The organism is Calothrix sp. CBUCES-K 9914 (assembly GCF_059640475.1).
This window is the reverse complement of record NZ_JBXXZH010000128.1, coordinates 1-25,990: the sequence shown is the minus strand read 5'-3', so window position 1 is coordinate 25,990 and position 25,990 is coordinate 1. Positions and strand designations below refer to the sequence as shown.

Genomic DNA, 25,990 nt, shown 5'->3' with positions numbered 1-25,990 from the left:
CCGTGATTACGGAAGTTTCCATCCCCTTTTAAACGGGGAAGTTAAGAAAGAGTTCTCTCAGGGAAGCTTACTGGGTAAGGGTTACAGGCGCCTAAATCGACACCACTCTACAAAAATCGTAAAATCAAGGTCTAGGATAAGGATGAACTAGCCCGTTAATATCAAATACTGCATATTCGTCTGAGTAGTAAATTGCTCCTGCCTTGACCAATGCTGCTACTAGAGTAGTTTTGCCACTAAAACTGCGTCCAGGAATTACTATAGCTCGATTGCACCAACTGACTACTCCTGCATGGACAAATAATTTATCCGCAACTGATACACCCAACCATAAACGTAATTCAGAGTCCAAAGTGTCAAAAATCTCCTCCAATTCTTGACTTCGAGCCAATTCACCTTCCTCGTCATAAAGTAAATGATGGTGATCGCTCTTATTAAATTCTTGGGAACTTTCAGCAACAATTATTGAGTACAACTTGTCTACAATAGGCGAAAGGGATAGCTCCTGTCTAGGAGGTAGGTAATTCGTCAGAAGTTCCAAAATACTTGGCTCATTAACACGAATACCTATACGTAGACTGTAGCTGACAAAAGCAATATTAGCTTGCCATTGTATGTTATCTAATAAAGTTTCCTTGTCACCATAATTAAGTTTAATATCTGATAAATACAATAGTTTGCAGTTACTATTGTTGATAATTACTACTTGATTGATTGTTGATACAAACTGATAAATTCGTTTTTGTAATAAATATTAAAATGAGCATTAACAAGTGAGTGCAAAGCATCCACCATAGACTAGAGATGATAAATTGAAAAATATTTCTTAACATGCTGATGTAATTAGTAATCTGGTGGAATATGACTAGTTGTAGAATTATTTTGTTTGATACATCTTGGAGGTTCCGGCGCCGCGACTAAACTATCTACTTGGTAAGTATTCCCATTCCAATCAAAAGTAGCAGGAAAGCGAGTTCTATTAAACGGCGCCTTAAATACTGCAAACCCGCATAAGGTAGGAGTGATTCTTCTTTCTATTAGATGTTGAACTTTTCCATCAACTGGCATAAACGAGTCACCAGCGTTAGCAATATAAATAACTCCATTGTGTGTGATGAAGTTGGAAGTATTGTTAGAAGAGAAAGGACTAATTTCTCTATCACACTTGGGAACAGTGTCTACTCTAAGAGTAGAGAGATTAATTTCAGTAGTACCAACTATTAGGCGCCTGATTTTGTTATTACGGTTATTAATCCTAATTAGTCCACAAGCATTGACATAGAAAGTAACTGGTTTTTCTTGACTTAAATAGTTTAATAGCCAAGCCGTATTACTATTACCTCTTAGAATGATGATAGGGCGCCCTTGATTATCGGTGCTTCGGTAAACATTGTTACCTTTGTAAGGAACAGCGCGCGCTTGACCACAAAATAAAGTAGTCAAGGCAAACACTGTAATTAAAGTTTTACTCACATGGTTGAATAATCGAAACATTCGCGGTGATCACTGTTGTATCTGGGTCAGAGCGTTTATAGATAATGAAGTTGGCAGGGTTTCCTTCGTATTTTGCAGTCCATCGGAAATTAGGAAATGTACCTTTACCGTTACTATCTGTCGTTGCAAATGAATCAAAGATTTCATCGTCTACATCGACATCATATGTAGTATTCTTTTCAAGTTCAAAAACTACTAATTGTGAACCAACTTTACACATACGAGGTTTTGGTGGTGCCGGGGGTACACAATCAGGATACGTTCCTGTATATCCCGCTGGACAAGTTGGAGGAGGTGGCGGCGGTGGTGGTGGAGGAGGTGGCGACGGTGGTGGTGGAGGCGGCGGCGGTGGCGGTGGAGGTGGTGGTTCAACGACTACCGCTGTACCTCCAGAACCTGTTCCCGTACTTCCCCCTGCACCAGAGCCTGTACCACCCCCATCAGTAGTAACAGTGCCCATTGACAATAAAGAAACACCAGTGGAAAAGTTAATCGGCGCCTGTTGAGCCTCCCATGTAGCAATATCCATACCTTGAACTTCAACAGGTGGAGGGTATGCTACATAAAGTTGTCCTCGACGACAAGCAACACCGCGCGACGGCTGCACCGAAGTAGGGAACGCTTTCCCCTCTGTTAATATTGCTGTTGGTAAATTGTTATTGTCTAAGTTGATCGAAATGAAACCACAAGTATTAGCTCTTACGTTTCTTGTTCGGTTACTAGATAACAATCTAATTGTTTGTGGACTACTTGGCGCCAGCCCAGATACAGCAATAAAGTTGTTAGGAGTTACCCAAACTTTCTTTTCTGTAAAAATCTTGTCCTCACATTTAGGCGCCTCTGCGTTGGGTAAACTGCTGCTGTATGTAAATCCGTAAGTAACGTTAGACTTCTCGTCCTTAATTTCTACTTTGTCACCGTTCTTAAAATTGGCGCCTGGTCTAAATTGCAGTACTCCACATTTATTAGAGTTTGCCGCGCGTATTAATGGTGAGCCACCCATATCTATTTGATAGGGTTTATTTGGAGTTAATCCTCTGATAAAGAATTCACGCTCGGTACGGTGTGCAGTTTGCGCGGACGCTGGCGCCAATAGTAAAAAAGGCGCCGATATCAGAACTGTTAAAGATAATAAAAGTCTTTTTTTCATCATAAAAAAGGGCGACCAATTTATTAAATAAATAAGCTGGTCGCGAACACATTATTCACAAAGCTTTTAACGACTACAAATATTTAGGGAGTCCAAGTAGAAGGGATGTAAGCAGCAGCAGCGCCTCCGGCAGTTCTACAAAGCGGTGGCGCCGAAGCATCTTTTAATGATGCTGTCGTGTAAGAAGTGGAATCTGTACTGAATGTCGCTGGTAATGTTTGTCCAGTTCTTTGTCGTAATACACCGAATCCGCAAGCATTGACTGAAACCGTTGCAACAGAGGGTTGTGGGAGTTCAATCGATACAGCGCTGTTCGGTGTTTTGCCCACTATTATCACCTGTCCAGCAGGTGTTTTAAAGTTAGCTGCGCGCGCTTCCGCAAAGGAGCCACTTACACAAGAAGGTAATGTCTGAGTAGGCAGAGTCGTTGCATCTACTGCTGTTCCATCAACTTTTAATCCAGCAAATGAACCGGAAGCTGGTACGCTCAGTCTTAACTCTCCACAGGCGCCTGCTACTCTTGCTTGTGTGGCAGCAGAACTTCCTAAATTTACACGTATCCGTGAACCAGGTGACGCACTGAATACTAATAATGGAACACCTCTATCTGTAGCTTTATATACTGTGTCTCCTTTGAAAGGGATGGCACTTGCAGGCGCCATATTTGAAGCAATTGCACTAATCACTAATCCTGCACAAATAAAACTTTTTTGAAATTTCATATCACACCAATTTGTTTCTTGATTGAACTTTTTATAGCTTATAAAAGTAACTATTAATAGTCATCTGACAACTTTACTGATATGAACTTTTTCAAAACATTATTGTTCTTCACAATTACCGCAATTACTTCGTTAAGTACCCTGATAAATCCTGTATTTGCTAGCACAACTGTGCCATTTTCTAGTTCAATACGGTACGGGAATGCAGGCGCCAATGAAAACCTAGAACTCTCGACACTAAACGCGCGGGACGTTAATTTATTGAGTAAAGACTTGAATATAAAACTTCCAATTGGTACGGAAGGAAGCGCTGTAAAATTCACAAATTTAACAATAGGAAACTCTTATTTATTTGATTGGACTTTTGCCACCCAAGAAACTAGAGGCGAGGATATTTTTTATCTTTTTGATGGTACGAACCTATCAACACTTGCCACAAGCCGCATGGCTACTCAAAATGTAGGTAGCGGTTGGAGAGTGGCGCCTACAATTCAAACAACAGAGTTTAGAGTACAGAGTAATAATGTGGTGCTGATGTTGCTCGACACGCGCGATAAATCATTTACATCAATTGTTAAAGTTAACAAGCTAAGGAGAGTTTCAGAAAGTAATGCTGTTTTGGGAATACTAAGTGCAGTGGTTATTGGAATGATTTATGTTAAAAAAAGTAATCGCAATTAGTCCGTTGTTGGTAATCGGCACCCTCGCTTATTTATCACTTTCTCGCTTAAATGGGGTAAATGGTCAGGCGCCTATCCCTCAAAGAGATTCCGGTTTCTGGACTGTTCTATCTGTCTCAGATGGAGACACCATCAAGATAAAAACAGAGTCAGGTGAGATCAAAAAGATTAGACTCGCTTGTATTGACAGTCCGGAGAAAACGCAACCGCTAGGCGCCGAATCTAAAGCTAATCTACAAAGGTTAGTTTCTGAGGTAGGTAACAAAGTTATAGGCTACCCAATAGAAACGGATAAATACGGGCGTACTGTAGCTGAGGTGTTCACATCAAAGGGAGATACAGAAAAATTCTTGAATGAGGAGCAGGTTAAGACAGGGAATGCCTATATATATAGACAGTATCTAGGGAAATGCCCGAATAAAGGCGCCTTAGAGAAAGCTGAGGAGATAGCGCGCGGTCAACGTAACGGTGTATGGTCGCGCAGTGATTTAGTTAAACCGTGGGATTATCGCAAGTCTCAAAGAAATTAAAATAAAGGGCTGGTACTTTAACCAGCCTTTGCCATGTGTATTCTTTGTGCGGTTTGAGATACTCCGTAGAATCAATTTTTCTATTAAAGGCATTAGAGAAATTACTTAATATTTTTTAGAGAGCTATTATTAAGTACAAAATATTAAATCCAACCGATACTCCGCACGCACGGCAGAAAATACAGGTAGGAAGTGGTTAGAGCAGCGGGATTATAGGCACCACTCACTACCATAAAGGGATAACTCCGTTAACGTTCAAATTCAAAATGACCACGTCTTACACACATTCGTTCTGAAGAACGGGGTTTCTAACCCTCGCTTGGGTCGCAACACGCAGGTTTCAAAAAGCGGCTTGCGACCTGCGTTCACGTAGTGTCTCCGGAGGAGAATTTGCGACTTTTTGATGATTTTTCCGTAATTAAACTAAACATTGCTGTAGTATCTAATTGGCGGAAACTATAACAACAATACTAGAACTAATCGTACATATGTACCCAAAAAGCTGTAGAATAAGTAAATCTGTCCTATTTGTAATCTCGTTATATACTCACTAACAATATGCACAAGCTATCATGAATTATACCTATTTATAAATTGGAGCATTTGAAACTATTAATCTTCTTATCAGCTTAATTACTTCTATATATGAACACTTATCATATAAAAAAGTAGTTATATCTCAAGTTTATTTTATTCGCCTTCATAGTTTGTAAGAGATAGGAGAAAAATTATGGATGGAGCAACTTTGCTTAAAGTAGTTAGTACAGCTAATTCATTACAGGCTTTTCTAACTGGAGGAGATTTATTAAAGGCATTACAACTTTTTGGAAGAATCGAGTTTGATGCAGCTATCTTCTCGCTTAAAAATGTGAACTGGGCAAAAGATTCTAAGAGAGAGATTCAATTAGCAATTGGGCATTTGCAATCTGCACATATAACTTTTATGAATATGTATTTAAACAGAAACTTACTTCAAAGAAATATTCAATATAATGATGTTAGGCGCGGTCTCTCTTATGACCAACAAACGAATTTACTAATGGCTTTATGCTATTGTTATTTAGATGAAAAAGAATTGATGAGACAGAGCCTAAATAGAGCAATAGAATGCAAAGCTATTTATGATAAATATGATAAAGAGTCTGATAGTGGAATACTTTTTATTGGATTCATTAATCCAAGTCATTATATAGATATAGTAACCGGCAAAGACGGAAGTTGGCCAACATTGATTGGTGAAAGTTTTATTTCTAGTGCTTTATCAAAGATGGAAAATACTTATGGACTCAGGTAGGTTGCAGTATTTTTGCTGATATATGTTGATGGTCTTTTATACACCTGCTCACTCTTGGCAATTCAGGATATTGAGCAAGGAAGGCGCCTTTGATAAGTCTCTAATTTCCCGCTTTGATAGCGAACGCTTTAATTCAATCTGTAGAAAAAGCCTTGCTTGCATACTTTAAGCCACCGCTAAACGAAACGGATAAGCATACTCCCAGAGGGATTGAGGCTTTACGTCGGCAAAAAGGTCTTACCCAATCTCAGGTAGCTAAGGCATTGGGTATCGATGTCTCGACAGTTCGTAATTGGGACAAAAGTCGGGATGGAACTAAAATGTTTATGCGTGTAGCCAAGCTTTGTGACTTGTTTAATTGCAATCCAAGCGACCTTTATGAGCCTACAGAAGCCTCTGAAGACGCTGAATCATAACAGTTCAAATTTGAAATTTTATACCTTTACGTAAACTGATATTATTTACGTGCAGGTTGTAGAGTAGTGGATATTATTTGAATACTTAATAACGTAATAATGCGAATTAGACAAGTTAAAGAAATTGTAACCGTTCAGGGGGGGCGCCGCTTTATCCGCAGAATTTGACGTTAGAACAAAAGAACTTACGGCTTGTGCTAACGGTAAAAATACGCTTTTCTATTTTTCAAGTTTAGAGATGCGGTCTAGTATCTCTTGATACCTGCTTTCTTCACCTTGTTGTTTATATAAAATAGCAGCTTGTTGATAATCGACTGTTGCAGCTTGTTTGTTTCCTAGTACTGAGTAAACATCACCTCTGTTGTGGTAAGGCCATGCAAAATCAGAATTAATTTTGATAGCTTGACTATAATCTTTGATTGCTGCTTGATAATTTACTAAACCATAATGATAAGTTAAACCTCGGTTGTTATAAGCCCATTGATAATTAGGATTAATTTTGAGAGCTTGCTCGTAATCTTTTATTGCTGCTTGATAATCTCCGCTCATGTAGTAAGCATAGCCTCTACTGTCGTATGTCCATTCATCACTAGGATTAATTTTGATAAGTTGATTGTAGTCTTTGATTGCCGCTTGATAATCTCCTAATTTATAGTAATCATAACCTCGATTTTTGTAAGCGTTTGTATAGTTAGGATTAATTTTAATAGCTTGAGTGTAATCTTCTATTGCTGCTTGTCTATATTCTAAAGCAGAGTGAGCTAAACCTCGATTATAGTAAGCAGTTGAATAATTAGGACTAAGTTTGATAGCTTGATTAGAATCTTTTATAGCTGCTTGATAATCTTTTAATTCATAGTAAGCTATACTTCGGATATTGTAAGCCCATGCTAAGTTTGGATTAATTTGAATAGCTTGACTAGAATCTTTTATAGCTGCTTGATAATCTCCTAAATAGTAGTAAGCCAAACCTCGCTTATTCAAGAGATATGGTAATTGAGACGAGTCTTTACTATATGCAATTGCTTCTTGATAAGCAATTACCACTACCTTTGATAATCGTTTCGATAACTGTCCTTGCTCCACACGCGGGTAATAGAAATCACCAACTTCTTTATATCTAACCGATAAATTACCAAGACTAATTTTATTAATATGCGCTTTCTCTATTTTATTTAAAAGTGTCTGTACTGGCGCCACTGAAGTATCCGTTATATCAGCAACCATTGTTGCCAGAATAGCTGACATCAATTCCTTACTGATATGCTTCAAACAAGTTATGTAATTTATTAACTGAGTGCGCTCTGTATCACTTGCGTGAAGCCATATCCAATTTGACGCTATCCATCTTACATAAGCATCAGCTTCATTTTTAATAAACTCATGTATTAATATCAATCCCTCTTCATCATATTTAAGCGCGCTGACCAATGCTTCTAACTTTACAGATAGTGAAGTGCTGTTTAAGCGATGCTTGGCACCTTCAATTCCTCCTAGTACAAGTGCATTGAATGGAGTATTTGGAGCTTGGTTGTTCCCTAAAACTGCATCACCAGGTCTTGGCTTGTCCATAGTTGTGCTATTTAACTACCGTACATCTACACTTTGAGATAAGCATTTGACGCAAATATCACAAAATTTTTACAATTTGTAATATTGTTCATACCTGTGAAAGATTGTGGTGTGGTGTCGCAACGAGATTTCCTGCAACCCTCAATGAGAGTCAAAACACCTTATATTTAAAAATAACAGCTATTGCCTATTCAGGCGAGAACAATCATATAAGTAACAAGTTACCCAGGCGCCTATCGTTTTTACTTGAATAAGATACTACCAAGGAGTTGTGCCAGTTGTTGTGGTTTTCAGTCTCAACCGAATTAAACCTTTCGCTGGTAACCTTCTTTCAATCCAAACTTCAAGGGGATGTGCGTTACTTTAATTCATCAGCGCATTCAACTCTGCCAATAGCTTTTCGATGCGAATTTGCTTTTTGGGGTCATCCATTACCTTGGATTTTTTTAGCCGCTTGAAGGTGTCATCAACACGTTCTTTTAATGGCTTTTCTTCAGTGTTTTTTTGCTCACCTTTTAGTGATTGTTGTTCTTTGGAAATTCTTTGCTTGATTTGTGTAAGTGATAATTCTTCAGCTATTGCCTCGGAGAGTAGTTTCTTCCTAACATCAATATCCTCTACCTTCGCAATTACCTTTGCTTTGCTTGCCTCCAACTGTCCCGCGCGCAACACTGACAAAATATCATCGGGTAGATTGAGTAAAGGTAAGCGGTTGCTAATGAACGAGTCGAGTTTAATATTCCCTAATGATGTCAATACTTCTTGTACCAATTGAATTTTTTCGTCACCAATAACGTTATTGATAGTAGCTAACCTATCGCGTAATTGGTTTTGAATATGGTGCAGTTGTGTGGGTACTTCGCTGACAGGTATTTCTAATTTCATTCCTAGGAGTCTTAGTACACCGTCTGCTTCTTCTAAATCAGTCAAAGAAGAACGTGCGAAGTTTTCAATTAACGCGATTTCCAATGCTTCTTCATCATTGAGTTCGCGGATAACCACAGGGACTTCTTCGAGTTCGAGGATTTGAGATGCGCGATACCGTTTGGCGCCTGCTACTACCTCGTACTTATCGCTATCTAGAATCGGACGAACGAGAAGTGGCTCGATGATCCCATTTTTTCTGCCAGTTGCTACAATTTTTGCGACTTCTTTTTCATCAATGAAGTACCGCAACTCTAATGCAGGTAACACCACATTGCTTATAGGCAATGATGTTTTAACCGAAAGTTCTTTACTAACAATTGGTACTTCAGTTAGTTTAGCTTCCTTTGCCGCGCGCAGGCGCCGTTCCCCTGCAATAAGTTCATACTCCCCATTATCTCCTTGTCTAACCAATAGTGGTTGTAATATGCCAAACTCCTTAATTGATTCAGATAACTCAAGAAGCTTCTGCTCATCAAAATAACGCCTAGGTTGGTTGTGAGGAAGCTTAATTAAATCCAATCTTACCGTATTAATATCAGGAGCTTGTTCTACCTGGGGTGGCGCCAATTCCTCACCGACAGTTAAATTATCGTTTTGAGTTAAAAATTTTAAAGCTTCTTTAAGTGAGTCTGTCTGTTGATGTATTGCTGTATGTATAGTACGGTTTAAAGCTTGCGAGCTTTCAATGTAAGCTTTAGCTGCGGCTTCTTTATATGAAGGTATTGATTCAGTTATTGGATTTTGGTAAGTAATTAGCCAATGTTCAACCCAATCGGAAACTAATAATGCAAACTCTGCACTAATCCACATTGCTAAAGGAACAGCTAATTTATAGTGTATCCAAGTTCCGCCACCTTTATTAGGGGCACCTCGTTTTACGACAACTAAAGTGGGGTAGGTGGCTGCAACCCTTGTTTTTAATGAATTCGGTGATTTCACCGGATTAGGTTCAATATTTAAACGGAAAGCCAAAGCAGTAACTAATTCTAGGACTGAATTCAGCGCTAACCAGTCTGAAATATCCTTTTTATAAGCTACACACATTGCAGTTGCGTTTATGTAGCCATCTTCACGACGTTGCCCAATCTCTAACCCATTAGTTTGATGCAGTATGATACTCATGTGCGTTGTTCTGTAACGTACTACCCTTGGGGCTATGGCTGTTGACGCAGCCACCCGCGAAGGGTTCTATTATTTTAAACTGTATGTGTACTTATTTTTTGTCAACAAAATATTTATTACTGCGGGTTTTGAGTTGTGTTTACTTTCCAGAATACGTATCAGAAATCCAGTTCTTAACGTAATCGTTCAGGGGAAATAAGAGCCAAGGGAGCGCTTAACTTTAATAAAGGGGGTTGCTCCCATTAAATTTCGCTTACAGAATATATGCTCAATCGAACAATATTAAAACCTCCACCCTTGGTGGAACTTTCATGATTTTTACCAATCGCCTCTCTTCATTTAATCAACTCATTCAACTGTGCCAAAAGCTTCTCAATACGAGCTTGCTTCTTCGGGTCATCCCATACTTTTGCTTTCTTTAAACGCTTGAAGGTATCATCAACGCGCTCTTTAAGTGGCTTTTCTTCAATACTTTCCTGTGATTGCGTAAGAGCGGAGATTCTTTGCTTAATTTGTGTAAGTGATAATTCTTCAGCTATTGCCTCGGAGAGTAGTTTCTTCCTAACATCAATATCCTCTACCTTCGCAATTACCTTTGCTTTGCTTGCCTCCAACTGTCCCGCGCGCAACACTGACAAAATATCATCGGGTAGATTGAGTAAAGGTAAGCGGTTGCTAATGAACGAGTCGAGTTTAATATTCCCTAATGATGTCAATACTTCTTGTACCAATTGAATTTTTTCGTCACCAATAACGTTATTGATAGTAGCTAACCTATCGCGTAATTGGTTTTGAATATGGTGCAGTTGTGTGGGTACTTCGCTGACAGGTATTTCTAATTTCATTCCTAGGAGTCTTAGTACACCGTCTGCTTCTTCTAAATCAGTCAAAGAAGAACGTGCGAAGTTTTCAATTAACGCGATTTCCAATGCTTCTTCATCATTGAGTTCGCGGATAACCACAGGGACTTCTTCGAGTTCGAGGATTTGAGATGCGCGATACCTTTTGGCGCCTGCTACTACCTCGTACTTATCGCTATCTAGAATTGGACGAACGAGAAGTGGCTCGATAATACCATTTTTTCTGCCAGTTGCTACAATTTTTGCGACTTCCTTCTCATCTATGAAGTACCGCAGTTCTAATTCAGGCAGTACAATCATGTTGATAGGCATTGATGTTTTGACTGTCGCTACATCATCCCTGTATATAAAATCTTCAACATTTCTACGTTTTGACATTTATCATCCTCAACACTTACATTCAATCAACTGCACGGATTATGAAAGGATACCTCAAGATTAAGCAATTGACTCAACTAAATTATTTATTTCCAAGATTGATTTAAGATTCACCAATAACGTTATTGGTGGTAACTAACTCCGAACCGTTTTCGACTTTGAATTCGGCATGGTGGTGGCGCCTGTTATTTGTAGAGCTTCAGTAAACAACTCATCAAACTCTTGTGCTGCGCGTTTGGCAGTTGCCCCACTCAAGCCCCAAACAGACGTTCCCTGTCCTGGCGCATCAGCAATAACTTGTAAATCATAGATTACCGTTTTGAGTAATGGGAACCCTGTATTTTTTTCAGATAGTGCGCGTTGAGCATCTTTGAGTAGCACTGTCCCCTTCTTGGCTTGGTTAAGAAATAAACCAACTAGTGGCGCCCCCGAACGCAATTCCTTAGCTTGTCGTAATATTCGTAGCATTTTGGAGGTGCTATGCATATCGAGTCCAGCTGGTTTGCATGGTACTAAGGCTAAGTCGCATCGAGATAAAATTGCTTTAGTGGTTTCGCTAAGACTACCAGGACCATCGACTACTACCCAGTCGTACTGTTCGGCTAGTTTTGGCAATTCATCGAATAAATCATCTGGGTCAATCATCGTTTTGCATGGTAATTGCAAATCTTTCATCCAGTTCGTCGAGCTTGCTTGCGCGTCAGCATCGACTATAAGTACTGTTCCGCGCTTACTCAGCCAGTGTGCAAAATGCCCGGATATGGTGGTTTTGCCTGCTCCACCCTTTTGGTTTGTCAACCCTATTATCATGATTTTTCAGTCAATTCTTTTATGTATTTTGCTCAATGGTGGTTATTCTACCTTTGAAACGTAAATATTTTTATTAAATTTTAGGTGGGATATTTATTGGCGCCTTTTTTTATCAAATAACCGAGAGGCGCCACTCGCTACCTTTCGAGGGAAAACTGCGTTGACGTTGACGCTCATTAATAAATACTCAAGTACTCAAATACCTGGATATTTATTAATTTGCTTCCCCAATTAGCGTAAAAGCTGCCCAATCAACAGGGTTTGGGCTACTCTTCATTGTAGTTAACATAGCTTGTCTCAGTGCTTGCGCTTTGTCGGGGTCTTTCTGTAAATTCTTATAAAATTCAGTCATTAACTGTGCTGTCGGTGCATCTGGAACAGACCATAACGATACTAAAACACTAGGTACTCCCGCACTACTCAACGCGCGCGATAATCCAATTACCCCATCCCCAGTAATTTTCCCTCGTCCAGTATCACAAGCACTTAACACAACTAACTCAGCATTAAGTTTTAAATCTAAAATCTCTCCAGCAGTAAGTAAACCATTGTCGCTTTTATCTGACTTATTTGGACTAGGCGCCAGTGCAATACTACTATTAATACCTTGAACGTCGTCGAATATCCCGTGTGTTGCTAGATGGACAAAGCGCGCGCGGGGTAATTTTTCCAATACAGCAGCTTTCGTAGCTTCGTTACCTATCAAAGGTTTTGTGTTTAATAAATTACCAATAGCTTTTGCTTCTTTCTCTGTACCGGGGAGTGGCGCCAGTTGTTGGGGAGGGGCGCCAATTAATGGTGGTACAAATGGCATTGTGGGATTACCTACAATTAGTACATCTTGAAGGGGTGTTTTTTGTGCCTCGCGTTGTTTACGTGTTAAATCGAGTACTTGTATTGATGGGGCTGTGAGAATAGTATGCTTCTCAATTAGATATTTACCTGCTTCGTCTTGTAAGGCGCCGAATGGAACAAGGAATAAGCTTTCTTGAGGAATAAAAACAACTCTGTCGTTTTCGTTTTTTGGTAATAAGTCAGCGATTGGGTCGATTAGTAGTTTGTGCAGGCACCTTAAATTATTCTTCGTGTTAGTATTATCTTGGTTGTAGCTTACTTGGATGCCTCGGTATGAAGTACCCCTGGTGCCGATATTGTTGCGAACAGTAGTGATTAATTTTGATAAATTAGTATTTTCTTTTTGCCACAAGGGTTTGAGGTCAACTTTACGGAATTCAATATTACCTGTTGGACTAATAACCCAAATATATAATTTTGACTCTTCACCTTGCAACTTACTTTGAACTTTGAAGTCTTCAGAAATAATTGAATACTGTACCAAAGTGCTATTATGGGTTTTGGCAGTTTGTTGAATTTCTGCAATTGTTGGAGGTATAGGTAATTGTTGGACGCTGGGTGATATTTTACTTGCGAGCAACTCTACAAACGCACGTCCCCGACCGCGTTCAGCTATTTCGAGGGCTGCATTATTTTTCTGAAGGGCGATAAGGACTTGTTGTAGAGTTTGGTATGTATTACGCTGCGCGTCAGAAATCGATACTTTTTCGTTATCTTTTAGAGTGCGATTTCGCAAAGATTCTTTAACTTTTATTGCCTCGAATAGGTTATTTTCTGCTAGTTTGAGATTCCCTTGTTTGTAGTAAGTAGCACCTAGATTGTTAAGGGTATCACCCTCATCCTTACGGTTATTAATTTTTCGTATGATTTGTAAACTTTTTTGATAGTAGTCAATAGCTTTGGGGTAATCTCCTAAAGCATCGTAGGCAATACCGATATTACCTAGTGATTGACCCTCACCATAACGGTCATTAATTACGATTGCAATTTTCAAACGTCGTTGATAATAGTCAATAGCTTCGCGGTAATATCCCAGATTTTTCATTGCAACACCAAGATTACCTAGTGCTGTACTCTCTGTTCGAGGGTCATTAATTGTGATTGCGATTTTCAAAGCTTGTTTGTAGTATTCAATGGCTTTGAAGTAGTCTCCCAGATTTTTGTAGACAAGACCGAGATTACTCATTACTTTAGCCTCCATTCGAGGGTCATTAATCTCTTGTGTGATTTTCAAAGCTTGTTTATAGTAGTCAATGGCGCCTGCGTAATCTCCCAAAAAGAAATTTAAAATGCCGAGATTAGTCAGCGCTGTACCTTCCCCGTTACGGTCATCAAATTCTCGTAGTATTATCAAAGCCTGCTTATGATATTCAATAGCTCTAGAGTAGTCTCCCAAAAACTGATAGTTATTACCGATATTACCAAGTGCATTACCTTCGCCATGACGGTCTTTGATTTCGCGGTAGATAGAGAGTGCTTGTTGACAAGATTCTAACGCTGCGGTGAATTGACTTGTTTCAAACTGTTCAATACCTTGTTGTAATAATCTATCAGCCTCTCGTTTCTTAGCATCCACTGTTTGTGTTTTAACCTGTGCGCTACCTGACAATGGGAATAGTAAAGGGGTGGAAGCTGTGGCAATGAGCAACGTCAGTAACACGTGACTGAACTTGTAGATATGCATAAAATGACGCAGGAGCGAAGATAACTCTATTCTTATATTTCCGGCGCCCTCTAAGAAATGCATATTGATTAAATTTAACTATTATTTCCGTTTTTCAAGCTTGAGCTTTTCGTTTGGCGCCACTCGCTACGTCTGATAATCAAAATGAAAAATCAGCAACCGAAGAATGATATCGCCTATAAAATCCCAGCACCGCGTAATCGTTTTAGCAAAACGATACGGTTAGTATTATTTGATTAATGCAACTCTTTTTAGAATGCAGCTTCTTGCTGAAACTCGCGCGTTAAATCCAAAACAAATGCACTAATCGCACTAATACCTTTATGTAATGTGCCGTTGCTATCGCGATATCCAGAACGGCGCCAACCATTCCAACCAAGGGTTTCTCCAACTTCTCCTAAAGATGAAATAACTGAATCAGATTCCGAATTTTGCTGAAGAAGAGCAATAACAGCATCTTTTTCCTGTAAATCTTTTTCTAACCGTTCAATTTTGGACAGTAGTTGAGGTACTGTTTTCTCGATATTGGAATTAAGTACTTTGGCAGCTTGAGCATTGAAAGTATTACCCCAACTATCTTTCGTGGCACCGACAAGAGCGTTTTCCAGTTCTGTTACTCGTTGTTGTAATTGTTGGTTCTCAACATTCAAGGATTGTAAGCGCGCGATTTCTTGCTCATACGCCTCTAATTGCTCAACTAGCTTGGATACTTTCTCAGTCACGTTTTGAGCATGTTTCTGGTACGAAGCGATTTCTCTTCTAGCAGCTTCAATAGCGGCGCCTTTAATTTCCGCAAACCTAGCTTGTTCTGCTTCTGCATTTTCCAACTTATACTGCTTGATAGTTTCTGCCTTTATTTGTTCGATGTCAGCGGTGGTAAGAATTTTAGCCGAGTTTGGTCTTTCCAACCGTAATTGGTGAGATTTGAGCAAATGTTTTGCAGGTCTTCCTTGAGCAATAACATGGTCAAGCAGAACCCAAAAATCATCGTTGTTGCCAATATCGGTGATTATCCCGCAGGCGCCGTTCCATCCTGTGGACTCGTTTTGAACTACAATTCTCACTCCTAAACCCAATTCTTGTGTAGGAGGTGCCAGTTCTTGTGTAGAAATTTCTAGTGATTCAACAGGCGCCAGTTCTATTTGGACTTGTGAATCCACCACTGGCAATTGTGGAATTAACTTACTACTACTTAATACTTTGTCAGAAGATGCTTTCTTAGCTTTCTTAGCAATGAACTTCTTCACTTGTGCAGCTGTTTTCTTGCCAGTGGTAATTATTTCCTCTAACACATCCTCTGTTACGCGCGTTAATAGACGCAGTGCTGAAATCTTCCAGTGCTGAACTTTTACACGAACTAAGTGCTGTAACCTTAATGGTAATTTTTCAAACCATGCTGATATTTTCATCGCGGACTCTGCTACATAACGCGAGGCGCCAAAATCAGTAGCTAGCCATTCAGAAAAAGCTTTCTTCCCGTCTGGGCATGTAGTGACACACTGTAAGTAAAAGTTTTGTAAGGCTTTACCGTTCTCCAGCAAGCCATCAAACGTTACTCGCATGAAACCCATAAAGTTACCAAGAGTAGCTTTGGCTAATTCCTGAAGGTCATGACTATTGAACTCGCGGTAGTTGAAGTTGTAGGTTAGCTTGAGTGGAGGATTTAAATCGGCACCTGCTTTAAACTCAGTAGCAGAGGCGCTCTTAACTTCAAACTGGGTAGGTTGGCTAAAAGCAGTAGATTCATGCATAATGTAGACAGTCCTAAAAATATTGTTGGACATGAAGCGGTTTAAGCCTGAAAAACAAAACCGCTTCTCTTATTTTCTTTATATTACATTATAAGTAATACTTTAAATGCAACACTTAACAAGTTGTGATGATATTGATGGGAGGGGAGATACTAAGGAGGTATTTTGTATGGAATAGCGTGGATGCGAGTTACTTTCAGCAAAGAGTTTCCTGGGTTAGGTAAACGTATAAAAGATTACCGAGTGCTATCAAATAAATCTCTTACTGAATTGGCGGCTACAGCAGGTATAAGCGTGCCTCACTGGAATCGAATAGAAAATGAAAAAATTCAAGAGTTACCGATTGCGACATTGAGGGGAATTGAAAAAGCTTTGGGGGTAGACTTAGAAGTAAGATTTGATACCGAAACAACAAACGAAGCGTAACAGAATAAAAACTTTAGAAATATTTCCTTACGTCTAGCAGTTGCAAATAACCCAAACACATCAGCAGAAACTCTACATAAATTAGCTTTTCATCCAAATCACGAGGTTTTAATTGCCGTGATTAAACATCTAAATACAAGTGTGGAAACACTTTTAACTTTATCTAGGAAGCGCAAAGGGTTTTTTAATATCCGCGTGCACGCTATGAAAGCACTTATTCAGAAAGACCCCAAAAAAGCAGGCGCCCTTCTTGCAAAATTTGTTAGTTCAAAAGAACCAACGTCTCCACGTTTTATTTTACTGCTTCACCCATTGGCGCCAGCAGAGTTTTTGGAACAACACGCTAATTCGTTATGTTGGATAGAAAGATATGCTATTGCTCAAAATCCCAGTACACCCAAGCCTGTGCTTTCTCAACTTGCGACTGATGTTAACCGACTTGTGCGCGCGGTAGCTTTACACTCACTGTCTTGAAAAAATTGTACTCAGGCGCCTCAATACTCAACAACATCAAGTATTCGTCTTTAAACAAAACATAATTTTTAGAAATTATTATTGAAGAGCTTCTTGAGGAGGATTTGTTTCAATCCCTGAAAGGGATTATTAATAATTGTTAGTTGGATTGTTTCATGTTTAGTTGCAAGTATTCTTTGCGTTTCAATCCCTGAAAGGGATTATTAATAATTGTTAGTTCTTTACGTAGGTTTAAGCTATACGAATCTAGCGTTTCAATCCCTGAAAGGGATTATTAATAATTGTTAGTTCACTAGTTTGTTTTGGCATTGGTTAGCTGGTGTTTCAATCCCTGAAAGGGATTATTAATAATTGTTAGATTAACTAATAGTTTTCAGCAGATGTGCGTTTGCGTTTCAATCCCTGAAAGGGATTATTAATAATTGTTAGGGGTTAATTTCTCAGACTGCAAAACTCATTACTAAGTTTCAATCCCTGAAAGGGATTCGGCCGGAAGGGCCTCCGCGATCGGATCTGACGTGAGGGTGGTGCGGGACAAGCGGGCTTCAGCCTCGGTGCAAAATACGGCCGAGCCTAGGCGCGCGAGTGAGTCGCCCCAAGCGCGCGCACCTCACAGGCGAACCGCCGCCGTGGACAAGTCGGGGGCCGGGACCCTATCTGCACCGCATGACAACGCCGCCCGCCCTTTCGATCGACGAGACCCTGGCCGAACTGGTCGAGGAGTTCGACCTGCTGGGCGACTGGGAGGGGCGCATCGGCTACGTCATCGACCTTGGCAAGGGGCTGGATCCGCTGCCCGACGCCGCGCGGATCGAGGCCAACAAGGTGCCGGGCTGCGCGGCCCAGGTCTGGCTGTCCAGCCGCCGGGAGGCCGGCCGGCTGTGGTTTGACGCCGATTCCGACAGCGCCCTGTCCAAGGGCAACATCGCCCTGCTGCTGAAGCTGTACTCGGGCCGCGCCCCGGCCGAGATCCTCGGCTTCGACGCGCGCGCCGCCCTGGACCGGCTGGGCCTGCCCTCGGCCCTGACGCGCCAGCGCGCCAATGGGCTGAACAGCATGGTCGGGCGCATCCGCGAGGCGGCGGCGGCCGGCTGATACATCGACAATCGTTCGCAGGGAACATCGCGCGTGCGGGCCTCTTTCCCGGTCTCAGGACCAGGAGAAGACATCATGACGCAGACCTACGAGCAGATGGACGCGATCGCCATGCTGAAGGCTGATCACCGCAAGGTGGAGGAGATCTTCGAGGCGTTCGAGAAGGCGCGCAGCCGTGACAGAAAACAGGCGCTGGCTGAGCAGGCCTGCCTGGAGCTGAAGGTCCATACGCTGATCGAAGAGGAAATCTTCTATCCGGCCTGTCGTGGACGGATCGAGGACGATCTCGTCGATGAGGCTTATGTCGAGCACGACAGCGCCAAGACCCTCATCAATGACATCGAAGCGGGCGGTCCCGAGGACGACTTCTACGACGCCAAGGTCAAGGTGCTGTCAGAACTGATCGAACACCACGTCGAGGAAGAGGAAAAGCGGGTCGAGGGCATGTTCAGCCAGGCGCGAGCGGCAGGCCTGGATATGGACGCGCTGGCGGATCGGATGCGCGAACGGCGCCGGGCTGCGATGGAGGAGTTTCAAACCGGCAAGCCCGCGCAGACCCTCACGATGCAGGGTGACGACACCGAACAGGCGCAGGCGCAGTCAGACGAGGCCGGAACCGTGGCGCGCTAGCGCGCCATAGTGCTCGGCCAGGGCGTCCAGCGCCCTGGCGAGTGCGAACCGGCCTTGGCGACGGCGCAGCCCGAGTCCGCGCTCGGCGACGCCGAGGGCCGTGCCGCGCACGCAGATCCAGTCCAAGGCAGCGCGATGCGCGGGCCCGACGGCGGCGAGTGCCTGCACCACGCGACGGGCGGCGGCGAGCGCCGGGTCGGTAGGCTCGCCGCGCGTTCGGCCACCTGCGCCTGAGCGGGGCAAGGCATCCCAGCGCATCGTCAGCGACGGGCCGGCCTGGGCCCGCTCGGCGTCCAGGGTCAACCGCGCGCCGGCCGCCGCCTGCGTCGCCGTCAGCAGGGGCGCTCCCGTCGGGTCGCGTCGCGCGGCCAACCATGCGACCGGCGACTGTCCGAGATTTGCGCGCCGCCGCACCATGACGCCGCCGGGCTCGATCACCACTCGCGAGCCTTCGACCAGGCCCGGCCGTCCCGCTCGTTCAGTTAAGGCGCGAGGTGCGGCTTGGCGGGCCGCAGCCGCACGCGATAGTCGTCGCCGCACGGATCGAGCCAGGCGCCGGGGCGCTCCAGAAGACCGCGCGCCCTCTCGGCCAGCCGGCTCAAGCCAACAACTCGCGCACCGGGCTGGCCGAGGGCCAGATCAGGGTTTCGCCAAGCTGTTCGACCGCCCGATCGAAGTCCGGCTCGTCGCGGCGGTCCTCGACCCAGCGACAGGCGGCGCCCGCGCGCGGTTGACGCGAAAGACATGGCCCACGCGCTCCAGTGTCCACCCGTACGTCACGTGGACAAGATAGATGGCGACCCGACGGGCATGGCAGGCGACAGGCTCGGCCCGCCCGCGCACCATCATCCGTTCGGCAGGGACGCCGAAGGCGGCGGCGACCAGATGCACCGCCAGATCAGCCTTGATCCGATCGGCCTGGCCCACTGGCACGAGATAGGCTTCCTGCATGTCCCCAAACTCCTCTGACTGCATGCGACCAGCCTAAGGCCGTCACGTGTTGAGATAGGAATATATCCCCATTCAACGTCAGAGTCGGTCGCGGCGTCGCCCTGAGGTTGCGAGCCGCTGTGGGAAGCCGGAGGCGGCGAAAATATTTTGGCTTGAGCGAATCGGGACTCTCGACGGCGATTCGCAAATCAGCCTACGATTCGTCTCAATTAGGGACGTTAACCCTTCTTAAGGTTTTGAGAGATTAACGTCCAAACAAGGTTACCGCTCGGCTTACGGGCGGATCCACCGTCAAGCTTTGCCTGGAGGGGCATGAATGCGCGTTCTGCTTATCGAAGACGATCACGCGACCGCGCAAAGCATCGAGCTGATGCTGAAGTCGGAAAGTTTCAACGTCTATACGACGGACCTGGGTGAAGAAGGCATCGATCTGGGCAAGATCTATGACTACGACCTGATCCTTCTGGACCTGAACCTGCCAGACATGAGCGGCCTCGAGGTCCTGCGTCAGCTGCGCGTGGGCAAGGTCAATACGCCGGTGATGATCCTGTCCGGAAGCCACGAGATCGAAAGCAAGGTCAAGACGTTCGGCGGCGGCGCCGACGACTATCTGACCAAGCCCTTCCACAAGGACGAGCTGATCGCCCGCGTCCACGCCGTGGTGCGTCGCTCCAAGGGGCACGCCCAGGCCATCATCCACACCGGCGAGATCGCCGTGAACCTGGACGCCAAGACGGTGGAGGTGGACGGCCACCGCGTGCACCTGACCGGCAAGGAATATCAGATGCTGGAGCTGCTTTCGCTCCGCAAGGGCACGACCCTGACCAAGGAAATGTTCCTGAACCACCTGTACGGCGGCATGGACGAGCCTGAGCTGAAGATCATCGACGTCTCTAATTACTGGCCATGAGAAAGCAGCTTTGTGTACTATGGCCAGCAACAACTGCTATGGCTTGATTGGGTGTGCTGTGTGATTGGGAAGTCAGTAGCATGTTGGCGAGCCTCGCCCGTGTCTGAGACACAGGATGGCCCATTGTGAGCTGCATGGTCTCACAACCCACCGCTTGCATGTGCCGTTTTTGGTCGAGCAGTATTGCAGTACATAACAGCATTGGCGCTTTGCAGAATAGTACCCGAGGCACCGATGGTGCCCTGCAAAGTAAGTCAAAAAGCATGCATTGTCTCAAACAGCCGTTGCCGGCACAGCTGATAACTGGCATTGCAACAAGCAGCTCCAGTCGCTTGATCATGATCTCATCAACCTCGAGGTTGTCAAAGAGCTCTTTGACAATAATACTGCGTTGCCCTTAAGGCAAGCTTGCACTAGCACTGTTCATGCACACTAACCGCCGCGGTATGTGCGGACCACACACTGCAGGCTAGTCGCACGGTGTTCGTCCAGGACTTCACTTCGCGACTAGCCTGCAGGAGACCAAGAACCTCACACGATCGCTGCTGGAGGAGTGTGAAGAGGGGGCCTTTGACATGGCTGAGACTGTGACGGTCGAGGTCACACACGTGTTCTTGACAGAGTTCAGGAGCATGGTGAACGGCGAGGTGGACTACCTGTCTAAGCCGCTGCTGTTTGGTGGGCTGAGAGATGTGCCAGCTGCTGTTCCCAAGGACAGGGGCGAGATGCTAGACCTTGGCGGCAGCGAGGTGCAGCAGGTGACCTGGCCGGTGGCTGGTGTGTTCTTTGCAGATCCTTTTACAGGGGAGAGCGCTGCAGACGTGATCAGCAGCATGAAGCCGTTGACCAGCGCAACCCTGGCGCTGATGTGCACAGCAAATGAGGTCACTTGTTGATTGACTGCTTGGTCGTACTGTCGACCCATGTACATCAGCATGGCCGTGCAGTTGCAGTCTGCTAGTGCTTGCAAGGCGTGCGTGATGCTTGCGGGACTACCACTGCAAAGTGGCTAGCTGATTGTCATACTATGCCAGGGTGCTACCATACAGCAGCTGTATGGTAGCACCCTTTGTGTGGCCCACCGGTGGAGGACAGCAACATGACAGTGTAGCATGTGCTGTGGCCACATGGGTGGAGGACAGGCGCATGATGATCTGGGTGCTGTACAGTAGGTCGGCAGGCTAAGCTTGGCACAGCCTGAAGGCGCGATGACTGGGTAAAGAGACAGATGCCTAGCTAACCAGCCCTTCCTCCGCCCCGATGATACCCACAACAATTCCAGTGCGTAGCGAAATTGAACGAATTCTCCCGGTCTCCGATTCAGCAGCCGATGCACGCAATAATAGTGAAAGAAGTCATGCTTGGTGAAAAATCCAGCCATGATAAGGAATGAATTATTACGTGAAACTCAAATACTCATCGTCTTTCACTGCTGAAACTGCCGGGTGAAAATTCGGGCGCTTTCACTGGCGCTGAAGTTTTCAGTAGCAGCAGTATTCAGCAGTGAATAATGCTGAATTATTGATTGGTGACACTGAGTGTGCTACCCTTTTCAGCAGTCTCAGCGCCTTTCAGCGACTTGAAGCAGCTTTCACCGCACAACATTCAGCACTGAATGTTGCTGAATGTGCCAGCTCCCAGTGGCTGAATCTTGCTGAACCAGGGGGGCTGGCTCATAGTGACGGGCACGGCTGCACATGAGACGGAAAGCCAGCAATCTAGAACACCTGATGGGTGAGGTTGACAGTGATAGGCCTCCAACACCGAAGTCATAAGCAGCCATCACAGTCTGTGACAGCTGCGGCAGTGCATGGAAGAACACCGTACACAGCAGGCATCCTTTTACATAAGACAAGGCTGCGTATGGTCCAACCAACGGCGCTGCATTGCTGTCAGATCTGTAACCCCTCTTCTTGTTTGCATCACTGCTTGATCTAGATCTGCAGTCTAGGCTGCAGTGCCACCTCACAACATTTGGCATGAGAGCAAACACTAACTGGGCGACCAGCAGACGGCCTGCTGGGATGTATTGCATTGAACAACAGCACTACAAGCAAAAACCAGCATGAGAACTCCTGTAGCAACTTCCAATCGTCAATCAATCATTGTTGAAAGCAGCAGCGCTACTGCTCTCCCATCAAGTGCCTGCATGCCTCCATGATGGTCAGTGCCGCCCCTTGAGGCACTTTCAGGCGGCATAGTCCTGACGCGTCATCAGCGCCAACACGCCTACGCTGCTGACCAGCTCCGCCTCGAACAGAGTAGCATACTCGCCTAGGCCCAATCCATCAACAGATCAGACACAGACATGCCAGACACACCTGCTGCTGCTGCTGCTGGTGCTGCTGGTGCAGCTGCAGCTGCTGCTGCTGGTGCTGCTGGTGCAGCAGCAGCTGGTGCTGGTGCTGTTCCGTTGCGCATTGGGGCATCAGCTTGAGGCAGTTGGACATATGTGTGCCTGTGCTGATGACTGTGTTTTGTTTCCTGCTGCCGCTGCCACTGCTGCTGCTGCTGCTGCTGCTGCTGCTGGCCGAACTGCAAGCTGCTGACTGCACTTCCGTCCCAGTCAAAGTGGTAGCTGCCTGTGCTGTCTCTGCAGCATCCAAAGCACTCAGACACAGCCGCACACGCCGTATAGTGCGCATGCAGAGTGTCGGCTGACGCAACACGTGGCAACCAACAAACTCACACTCATCACTCAATGGCCAACTGCCTTGCTTACCAAACCAGTACCAGCACTGACTTGAAGTCGCTTCCTCAGCCAACATGTGTCTGTCCACAGCAGCGAGGGCGGCCTGCAGCTGCGCCTTTTGCACCCGCCACTGTCTCTCCTGCTGCTCCCATTGCTGCTGCTGTTTTGCTAAGGTGTGCTTGTTATGATCATGGCTGCTCATGCTGGTCATGTGGTGCTGTGCGTGTGAACTTTCATTCTGCTGCTGGTGCTGTGACAGCTACTGCTGCTGCTGTTGCCCCTCGTCCTGCTGTACATGCATGAACAGTACATGGCCGCCGTAGCGGCTGTTGGCCTTGCCTGGTACAATGTTCAGAATGGATTCTAGTCTAGGTTGTTATTCTGCTGTCAGCAGACATGCATGCCATGACTGCACAAACCAGCTGCTTGCAAGGCATGCTACGCATCATCCCTGCAGCATTGCAGCAAAGCAAACGTACTGTGCGCGCATGCCAACAGTGGGTGCCAGCTTGGCGTACGCTGCCGCAGGAGCTTCTGCCGTGCCATGCACTGTACTGGCATCATGCCATCGCGCTAGCTGCTTGCAGGCCATGCAGCATGCGTCTCACCGTGTTGACCAGCGGCCCCTTCTTTGCGCTGCTGCTTAATTCTCCACGGCTGGCCATGTTGCCTGCTGCACATGCACATGTACACGTCCGTGAGCTGCTCACGCATGGTGCAGAGACATGATACGCGCTGCTCATAAAGTGTGTTGCTCAACATGTTCACATGGACAGGCAATACATGGTGCGTGGCTGCTCAAGCATGCTGCAGGAGTGAACTGCAACAAATCTAACAAGAAATGTGGGGGACAGGACATGTTGCATATATGCAACAGGATCTTGTGCAGCATGCCGCTCAACTTAGTGACTGGGATTCTGCAGGCAGATGCCTGACTGATCACCTGCCTGCCTACACGCCTGCCTGATGTTCGAACTGATAGATCAGCATGCAAGTGCTGCGGCATATGCTACGGTATGCAGCGCAATCGTGCTATGCTCCTGCATGTGTCCGGGACCTGCTAACCGTCAAAGGGATGAATGCCAACGGCTGCTTGCTCAAGGTATGAAAGTGGTACTCGTCCAATACATGTTGAAAGTCAGAAGGCACACGCAAGGTGTGTTGGAGATGTCGTAGCAAGGTGAGGGGGTGAACGCCGGTGCCGACAGCCTAGTTTGACATGTAGCACAAACCGACGACGCCCGACGCCTTTCGATCGATAACACGTAAAGCAGCACACAATGTCAACAGCATGGCTGATTGAAACTATATCTAGCCTGCAGCGGAGCATGGGTCCCGTCGGTTGTGACATGTCTCTACAATTCTGCATGTGCCATGCATGGACGTGCATGATTGCCGCAAGTTTGTCTGTCACGCGCACCACATGCTCTCACCGCCATAAAGTTAAGGTCATGAAGGGGCATACCTAGCCGGTAAGCTACAAAGATCACGACATGTACTCCTATAGCAGTGCAGCCAGCACCAACAGCAGGCTGTCACGAGAAACATTGGAGTGATAGGCGTGATAGCATAAGCAGGCCCAGGTTGCATCACTGCACACCGTTTGCATCAGATAGCTACTGTGTTCCCTTCAGCTGCCTGCATGCCTCCATGATGGTCAGTGCCGCCCCCTTAGGCACTTTCAGGTCGGCATAGTCCTGCCGCGTCATCAGCGCCAACACGCCTACTGTGGTCACCATCTCCGCCTCAAACAGGTGGCTCAGTGAGGGGAAGCCCAGCTGACCCAACAGCACAGACACAGGCATAGACGCAAGCCCTGATGCTGCACCTGCCGCACCGCCAGACACTGCTGCTGCAGCTGCGTTTGGCTGTGAGTTGTCCTGCAAGGCACCACTGGTTGCAGCGCTGCCAGGTGGTGCTGCTGCACTGTTTGTTGTGCCTTGAGGCCCCTCCTCTGCTGACTCAGCAGCAGCAGCAGCAGCAGCAGCGCCTGCTGTGTGGCTGCTGCTGCCAACCTGCGGCAGCACCAGCAGGGCACTGCCCACGCTGCCACACCTGACAACAGCTGCTGCTGTTGCTGCTGCACCAGGCAGTGACATATGCCCTGCTGTCTGGTGCTGGTGCTGCTCAGATGTCGCTCCATTAGCTGCTGATGCTGCAGCAGCAGCGAAGGGGCTGGGGTTGCTGGTTGCTGCTGCTGCTGCCGGCGGGGGTGGTGCCGCACCTAAGCTCGACACCACCTCCTGCTGCTGCTGCTCGACCTTCACTTGCACAGGTGGTTGTGCAGCGCCCATCCTTGCGGCTGCCAGCGCTGCTGCTGCGTACGCTGGCAGCTGGCATACATCCGGCTGCTGCTGCTGCTGCTGCTGCTGCTGAGGCTCCTGCTTCACAGTGGGGGTGCCACCTGGCAGTACAGCAGCTGCTGCTACAGGAACTGCTGCTGCTGCTGCTGGTGGTGGTGCGCTTCTCACAGCAGTCAGTGTGATGGTGTGGCTGCCGCTGCTGTCTGCTGCTGCTGCCATGGCTGTGATGCTGCTGCCATCCAGCTGCTGCAGCACAGACAGCAG

Annotated in this window: 24 protein-coding genes; 12 read left to right on the top strand and 12 right to left on the bottom strand. The window is 45.7% G+C overall.

Features of this window, described 5'->3' with window-relative positions:
* Nucleotides 1–124: 124 nt before the first annotated feature.
* The 4 genes from AC2JBO_RS25570 to AC2JBO_RS25555 form a co-directional block, all read right to left on the bottom strand.
* Complete coding sequence (locus tag AC2JBO_RS25570) at nucleotides 125–673, bottom strand: hypothetical protein (RefSeq protein ID WP_496956446.1); 549 nt, start codon at nucleotides 671–673, stop codon at nucleotides 125–127.
* 170 nt (nucleotides 674–843) lie between these two features.
* Nucleotides 844–1,494 (bottom strand): hypothetical protein, encoded by a 651-nt coding sequence (locus AC2JBO_RS25565; protein ID WP_496956445.1) that lies wholly within the window; start codon nucleotides 1,492–1,494, stop codon nucleotides 844–846.
* Nucleotides 1,466–2,647 carry a hypothetical protein gene (locus AC2JBO_RS25560; protein WP_496956444.1) on the bottom strand — a complete coding sequence of 394 codons (1,182 nt, stop codon included), beginning with the start codon at nucleotides 2,645–2,647 and terminating at the stop codon, nucleotides 1,466–1,468. The genes AC2JBO_RS25565 and AC2JBO_RS25560 overlap by 29 nt, the downstream gene beginning before the upstream one ends.
* Before the next feature lie 80 nt (nucleotides 2,648–2,727).
* Complete coding sequence (locus AC2JBO_RS25555) at nucleotides 2,728–3,366, bottom strand: hypothetical protein (RefSeq protein WP_496956443.1); 639 nt, start codon at nucleotides 3,364–3,366, stop codon at nucleotides 2,728–2,730.
* An 81-nt stretch (nucleotides 3,367–3,447) separates the two neighbouring features.
* On the opposite strand from AC2JBO_RS25555, the gene AC2JBO_RS25550 reads away from it, so the two are divergent.
* The 4 genes from AC2JBO_RS25550 to AC2JBO_RS25535 all read left to right on the top strand — a co-directional run bounded on the left by AC2JBO_RS25550 (nucleotide 3,448) and on the right by AC2JBO_RS25535 (nucleotide 6,286).
* A complete protein-coding gene (locus tag AC2JBO_RS25550; protein WP_496956442.1) occupies nucleotides 3,448–4,047 on the top strand; it encodes a hypothetical protein in 600 nt (199 codons plus the stop codon).
* Entirely contained in the window at nucleotides 4,022–4,576 is a 555-nt protein-coding gene (locus AC2JBO_RS25545) for a thermonuclease family protein (RefSeq protein ID WP_496956441.1), read from the top strand. Before AC2JBO_RS25550 ends, AC2JBO_RS25545 begins: the two co-directional genes overlap by 26 nt.
* A 730-nt stretch (nucleotides 4,577–5,306) precedes the next feature.
* Nucleotides 5,307–5,870: a hypothetical protein gene (locus AC2JBO_RS25540; RefSeq protein WP_496956440.1), complete on the top strand. Its 564-nt coding sequence runs from the start codon at nucleotides 5,307–5,309 to the stop codon at nucleotides 5,868–5,870.
* A gap of 113 nt (nucleotides 5,871–5,983) precedes the next feature.
* Nucleotides 5,984–6,286: a helix-turn-helix domain-containing protein gene (locus AC2JBO_RS25535; protein ID WP_496956439.1), complete on the top strand. Its 303-nt coding sequence runs from the start codon at nucleotides 5,984–5,986 to the stop codon at nucleotides 6,284–6,286.
* A 219-nt stretch (nucleotides 6,287–6,505) separates the two neighbouring features.
* Here AC2JBO_RS25535 and AC2JBO_RS25530 read toward each other — a convergent pair whose 3' ends face one another.
* The 6 genes from AC2JBO_RS25530 to AC2JBO_RS25505 form a co-directional block, all read right to left on the bottom strand.
* A complete protein-coding gene (locus tag AC2JBO_RS25530) occupies nucleotides 6,506–7,858 on the bottom strand; it encodes a tetratricopeptide repeat protein (RefSeq protein ID WP_496956438.1) in 1,353 nt (450 codons plus the stop codon).
* Nucleotides 7,859–8,221: 363 nt separating this feature from the next.
* Nucleotides 8,222–9,907 carry a ParB/RepB/Spo0J family partition protein gene (locus AC2JBO_RS25525; RefSeq protein WP_496956437.1) on the bottom strand — a complete coding sequence of 562 codons (1,686 nt, stop codon included), beginning with the start codon at nucleotides 9,905–9,907 and terminating at the stop codon, nucleotides 8,222–8,224.
* A gap of 335 nt (nucleotides 9,908–10,242) precedes the next feature.
* Nucleotides 10,243–11,145, bottom strand: coding sequence for a ParB/RepB/Spo0J family partition protein (locus tag AC2JBO_RS25520; protein WP_496956436.1), 903 nt, complete (start codon nucleotides 11,143–11,145; stop codon nucleotides 10,243–10,245).
* 135 nt (nucleotides 11,146–11,280) lie between these two features.
* Entirely contained in the window at nucleotides 11,281–11,943 is a 663-nt protein-coding gene (locus tag AC2JBO_RS25515) for an AAA family ATPase (RefSeq protein WP_496956435.1), read from the bottom strand.
* A 226-nt stretch (nucleotides 11,944–12,169) separates the two neighbouring features.
* Nucleotides 12,170–14,557, bottom strand: coding sequence for a CHAT domain-containing protein (locus tag AC2JBO_RS25510; RefSeq protein WP_496956434.1), 2,388 nt, complete (start codon nucleotides 14,555–14,557; stop codon nucleotides 12,170–12,172).
* A gap of 188 nt (nucleotides 14,558–14,745) precedes the next feature.
* Nucleotides 14,746–16,245, bottom strand: coding sequence for a hypothetical protein (locus AC2JBO_RS25505; RefSeq protein WP_496956433.1), 1,500 nt, complete (start codon nucleotides 16,243–16,245; stop codon nucleotides 14,746–14,748).
* Nucleotides 16,246–16,428: 183 nt separating this feature from the next.
* Here AC2JBO_RS25505 and AC2JBO_RS25500 point away from each other — a divergent pair, with 183 nt between their 5' ends.
* The 4 genes from AC2JBO_RS25500 to AC2JBO_RS25485 all read left to right on the top strand — a co-directional run bounded on the left by AC2JBO_RS25500 (nucleotide 16,429) and on the right by AC2JBO_RS25485 (nucleotide 18,870).
* Nucleotides 16,429–16,671: a helix-turn-helix domain-containing protein gene (locus tag AC2JBO_RS25500; RefSeq protein WP_496956432.1), complete on the top strand. Its 243-nt coding sequence runs from the start codon at nucleotides 16,429–16,431 to the stop codon at nucleotides 16,669–16,671.
* 204 nt (nucleotides 16,672–16,875) lie between these two features.
* Nucleotides 16,876–17,145 carry a hypothetical protein gene (locus AC2JBO_RS25495; RefSeq protein WP_496956431.1) on the top strand — a complete coding sequence of 90 codons (270 nt, stop codon included), beginning with the start codon at nucleotides 16,876–16,878 and terminating at the stop codon, nucleotides 17,143–17,145.
* Nucleotides 17,146–17,811: 666 nt separating this feature from the next.
* Nucleotides 17,812–18,240 carry a SufE family protein gene (locus AC2JBO_RS25490; protein ID WP_409610465.1) on the top strand — a complete coding sequence of 143 codons (429 nt, stop codon included), beginning with the start codon at nucleotides 17,812–17,814 and terminating at the stop codon, nucleotides 18,238–18,240.
* A gap of 75 nt (nucleotides 18,241–18,315) precedes the next feature.
* Nucleotides 18,316–18,870: a hemerythrin domain-containing protein gene (locus AC2JBO_RS25485; protein WP_409610463.1), complete on the top strand. Its 555-nt coding sequence runs from the start codon at nucleotides 18,316–18,318 to the stop codon at nucleotides 18,868–18,870.
* On the opposite strand, the gene AC2JBO_RS25480 is transcribed toward AC2JBO_RS25485, so the two are convergent.
* Entirely contained in the window at nucleotides 18,841–19,311 is a 471-nt protein-coding gene (locus AC2JBO_RS25480) for a DUF6456 domain-containing protein (RefSeq protein WP_496956430.1), read from the bottom strand. The two genes, AC2JBO_RS25485 and AC2JBO_RS25480, sit on opposite strands and share 30 nt — an antisense overlap.
* 198 nt (nucleotides 19,312–19,509) lie before the next feature.
* Nucleotides 19,510–19,821, bottom strand: a complete 312-nt coding sequence (locus AC2JBO_RS25475) for a hypothetical protein (protein WP_496956429.1) — start codon at nucleotides 19,819–19,821, stop codon at nucleotides 19,510–19,512.
* A 316-nt stretch (nucleotides 19,822–20,137) separates the two neighbouring features.
* On the opposite strand from AC2JBO_RS25475, the gene AC2JBO_RS25470 reads away from it, so the two are divergent.
* From AC2JBO_RS25470 to AC2JBO_RS25455, 4 genes are all read left to right on the top strand, one after another.
* On the top strand, nucleotides 20,138–20,731 hold the full coding sequence (locus AC2JBO_RS25470; protein ID WP_496956428.1) for a response regulator transcription factor: 594 nt from the start codon (nucleotides 20,138–20,140) through the stop codon (nucleotides 20,729–20,731).
* A 575-nt stretch (nucleotides 20,732–21,306) separates the two neighbouring features.
* Complete coding sequence (locus tag AC2JBO_RS25465) at nucleotides 21,307–21,627, top strand: hypothetical protein (protein ID WP_496956427.1); 321 nt, start codon at nucleotides 21,307–21,309, stop codon at nucleotides 21,625–21,627.
* A 1,412-nt stretch (nucleotides 21,628–23,039) separates the two neighbouring features.
* Nucleotides 23,040–23,168, top strand: coding sequence for a hypothetical protein (locus tag AC2JBO_RS25460; protein ID WP_496956426.1), 129 nt, complete (start codon nucleotides 23,040–23,042; stop codon nucleotides 23,166–23,168).
* A gap of 213 nt (nucleotides 23,169–23,381) precedes the next feature.
* Nucleotides 23,382–23,726 carry a hypothetical protein gene (locus AC2JBO_RS25455; RefSeq protein ID WP_496956425.1) on the top strand — a complete coding sequence of 115 codons (345 nt, stop codon included), beginning with the start codon at nucleotides 23,382–23,384 and terminating at the stop codon, nucleotides 23,724–23,726.
* Nucleotides 23,727–25,990: the final 2,264 nt, after the last annotated feature.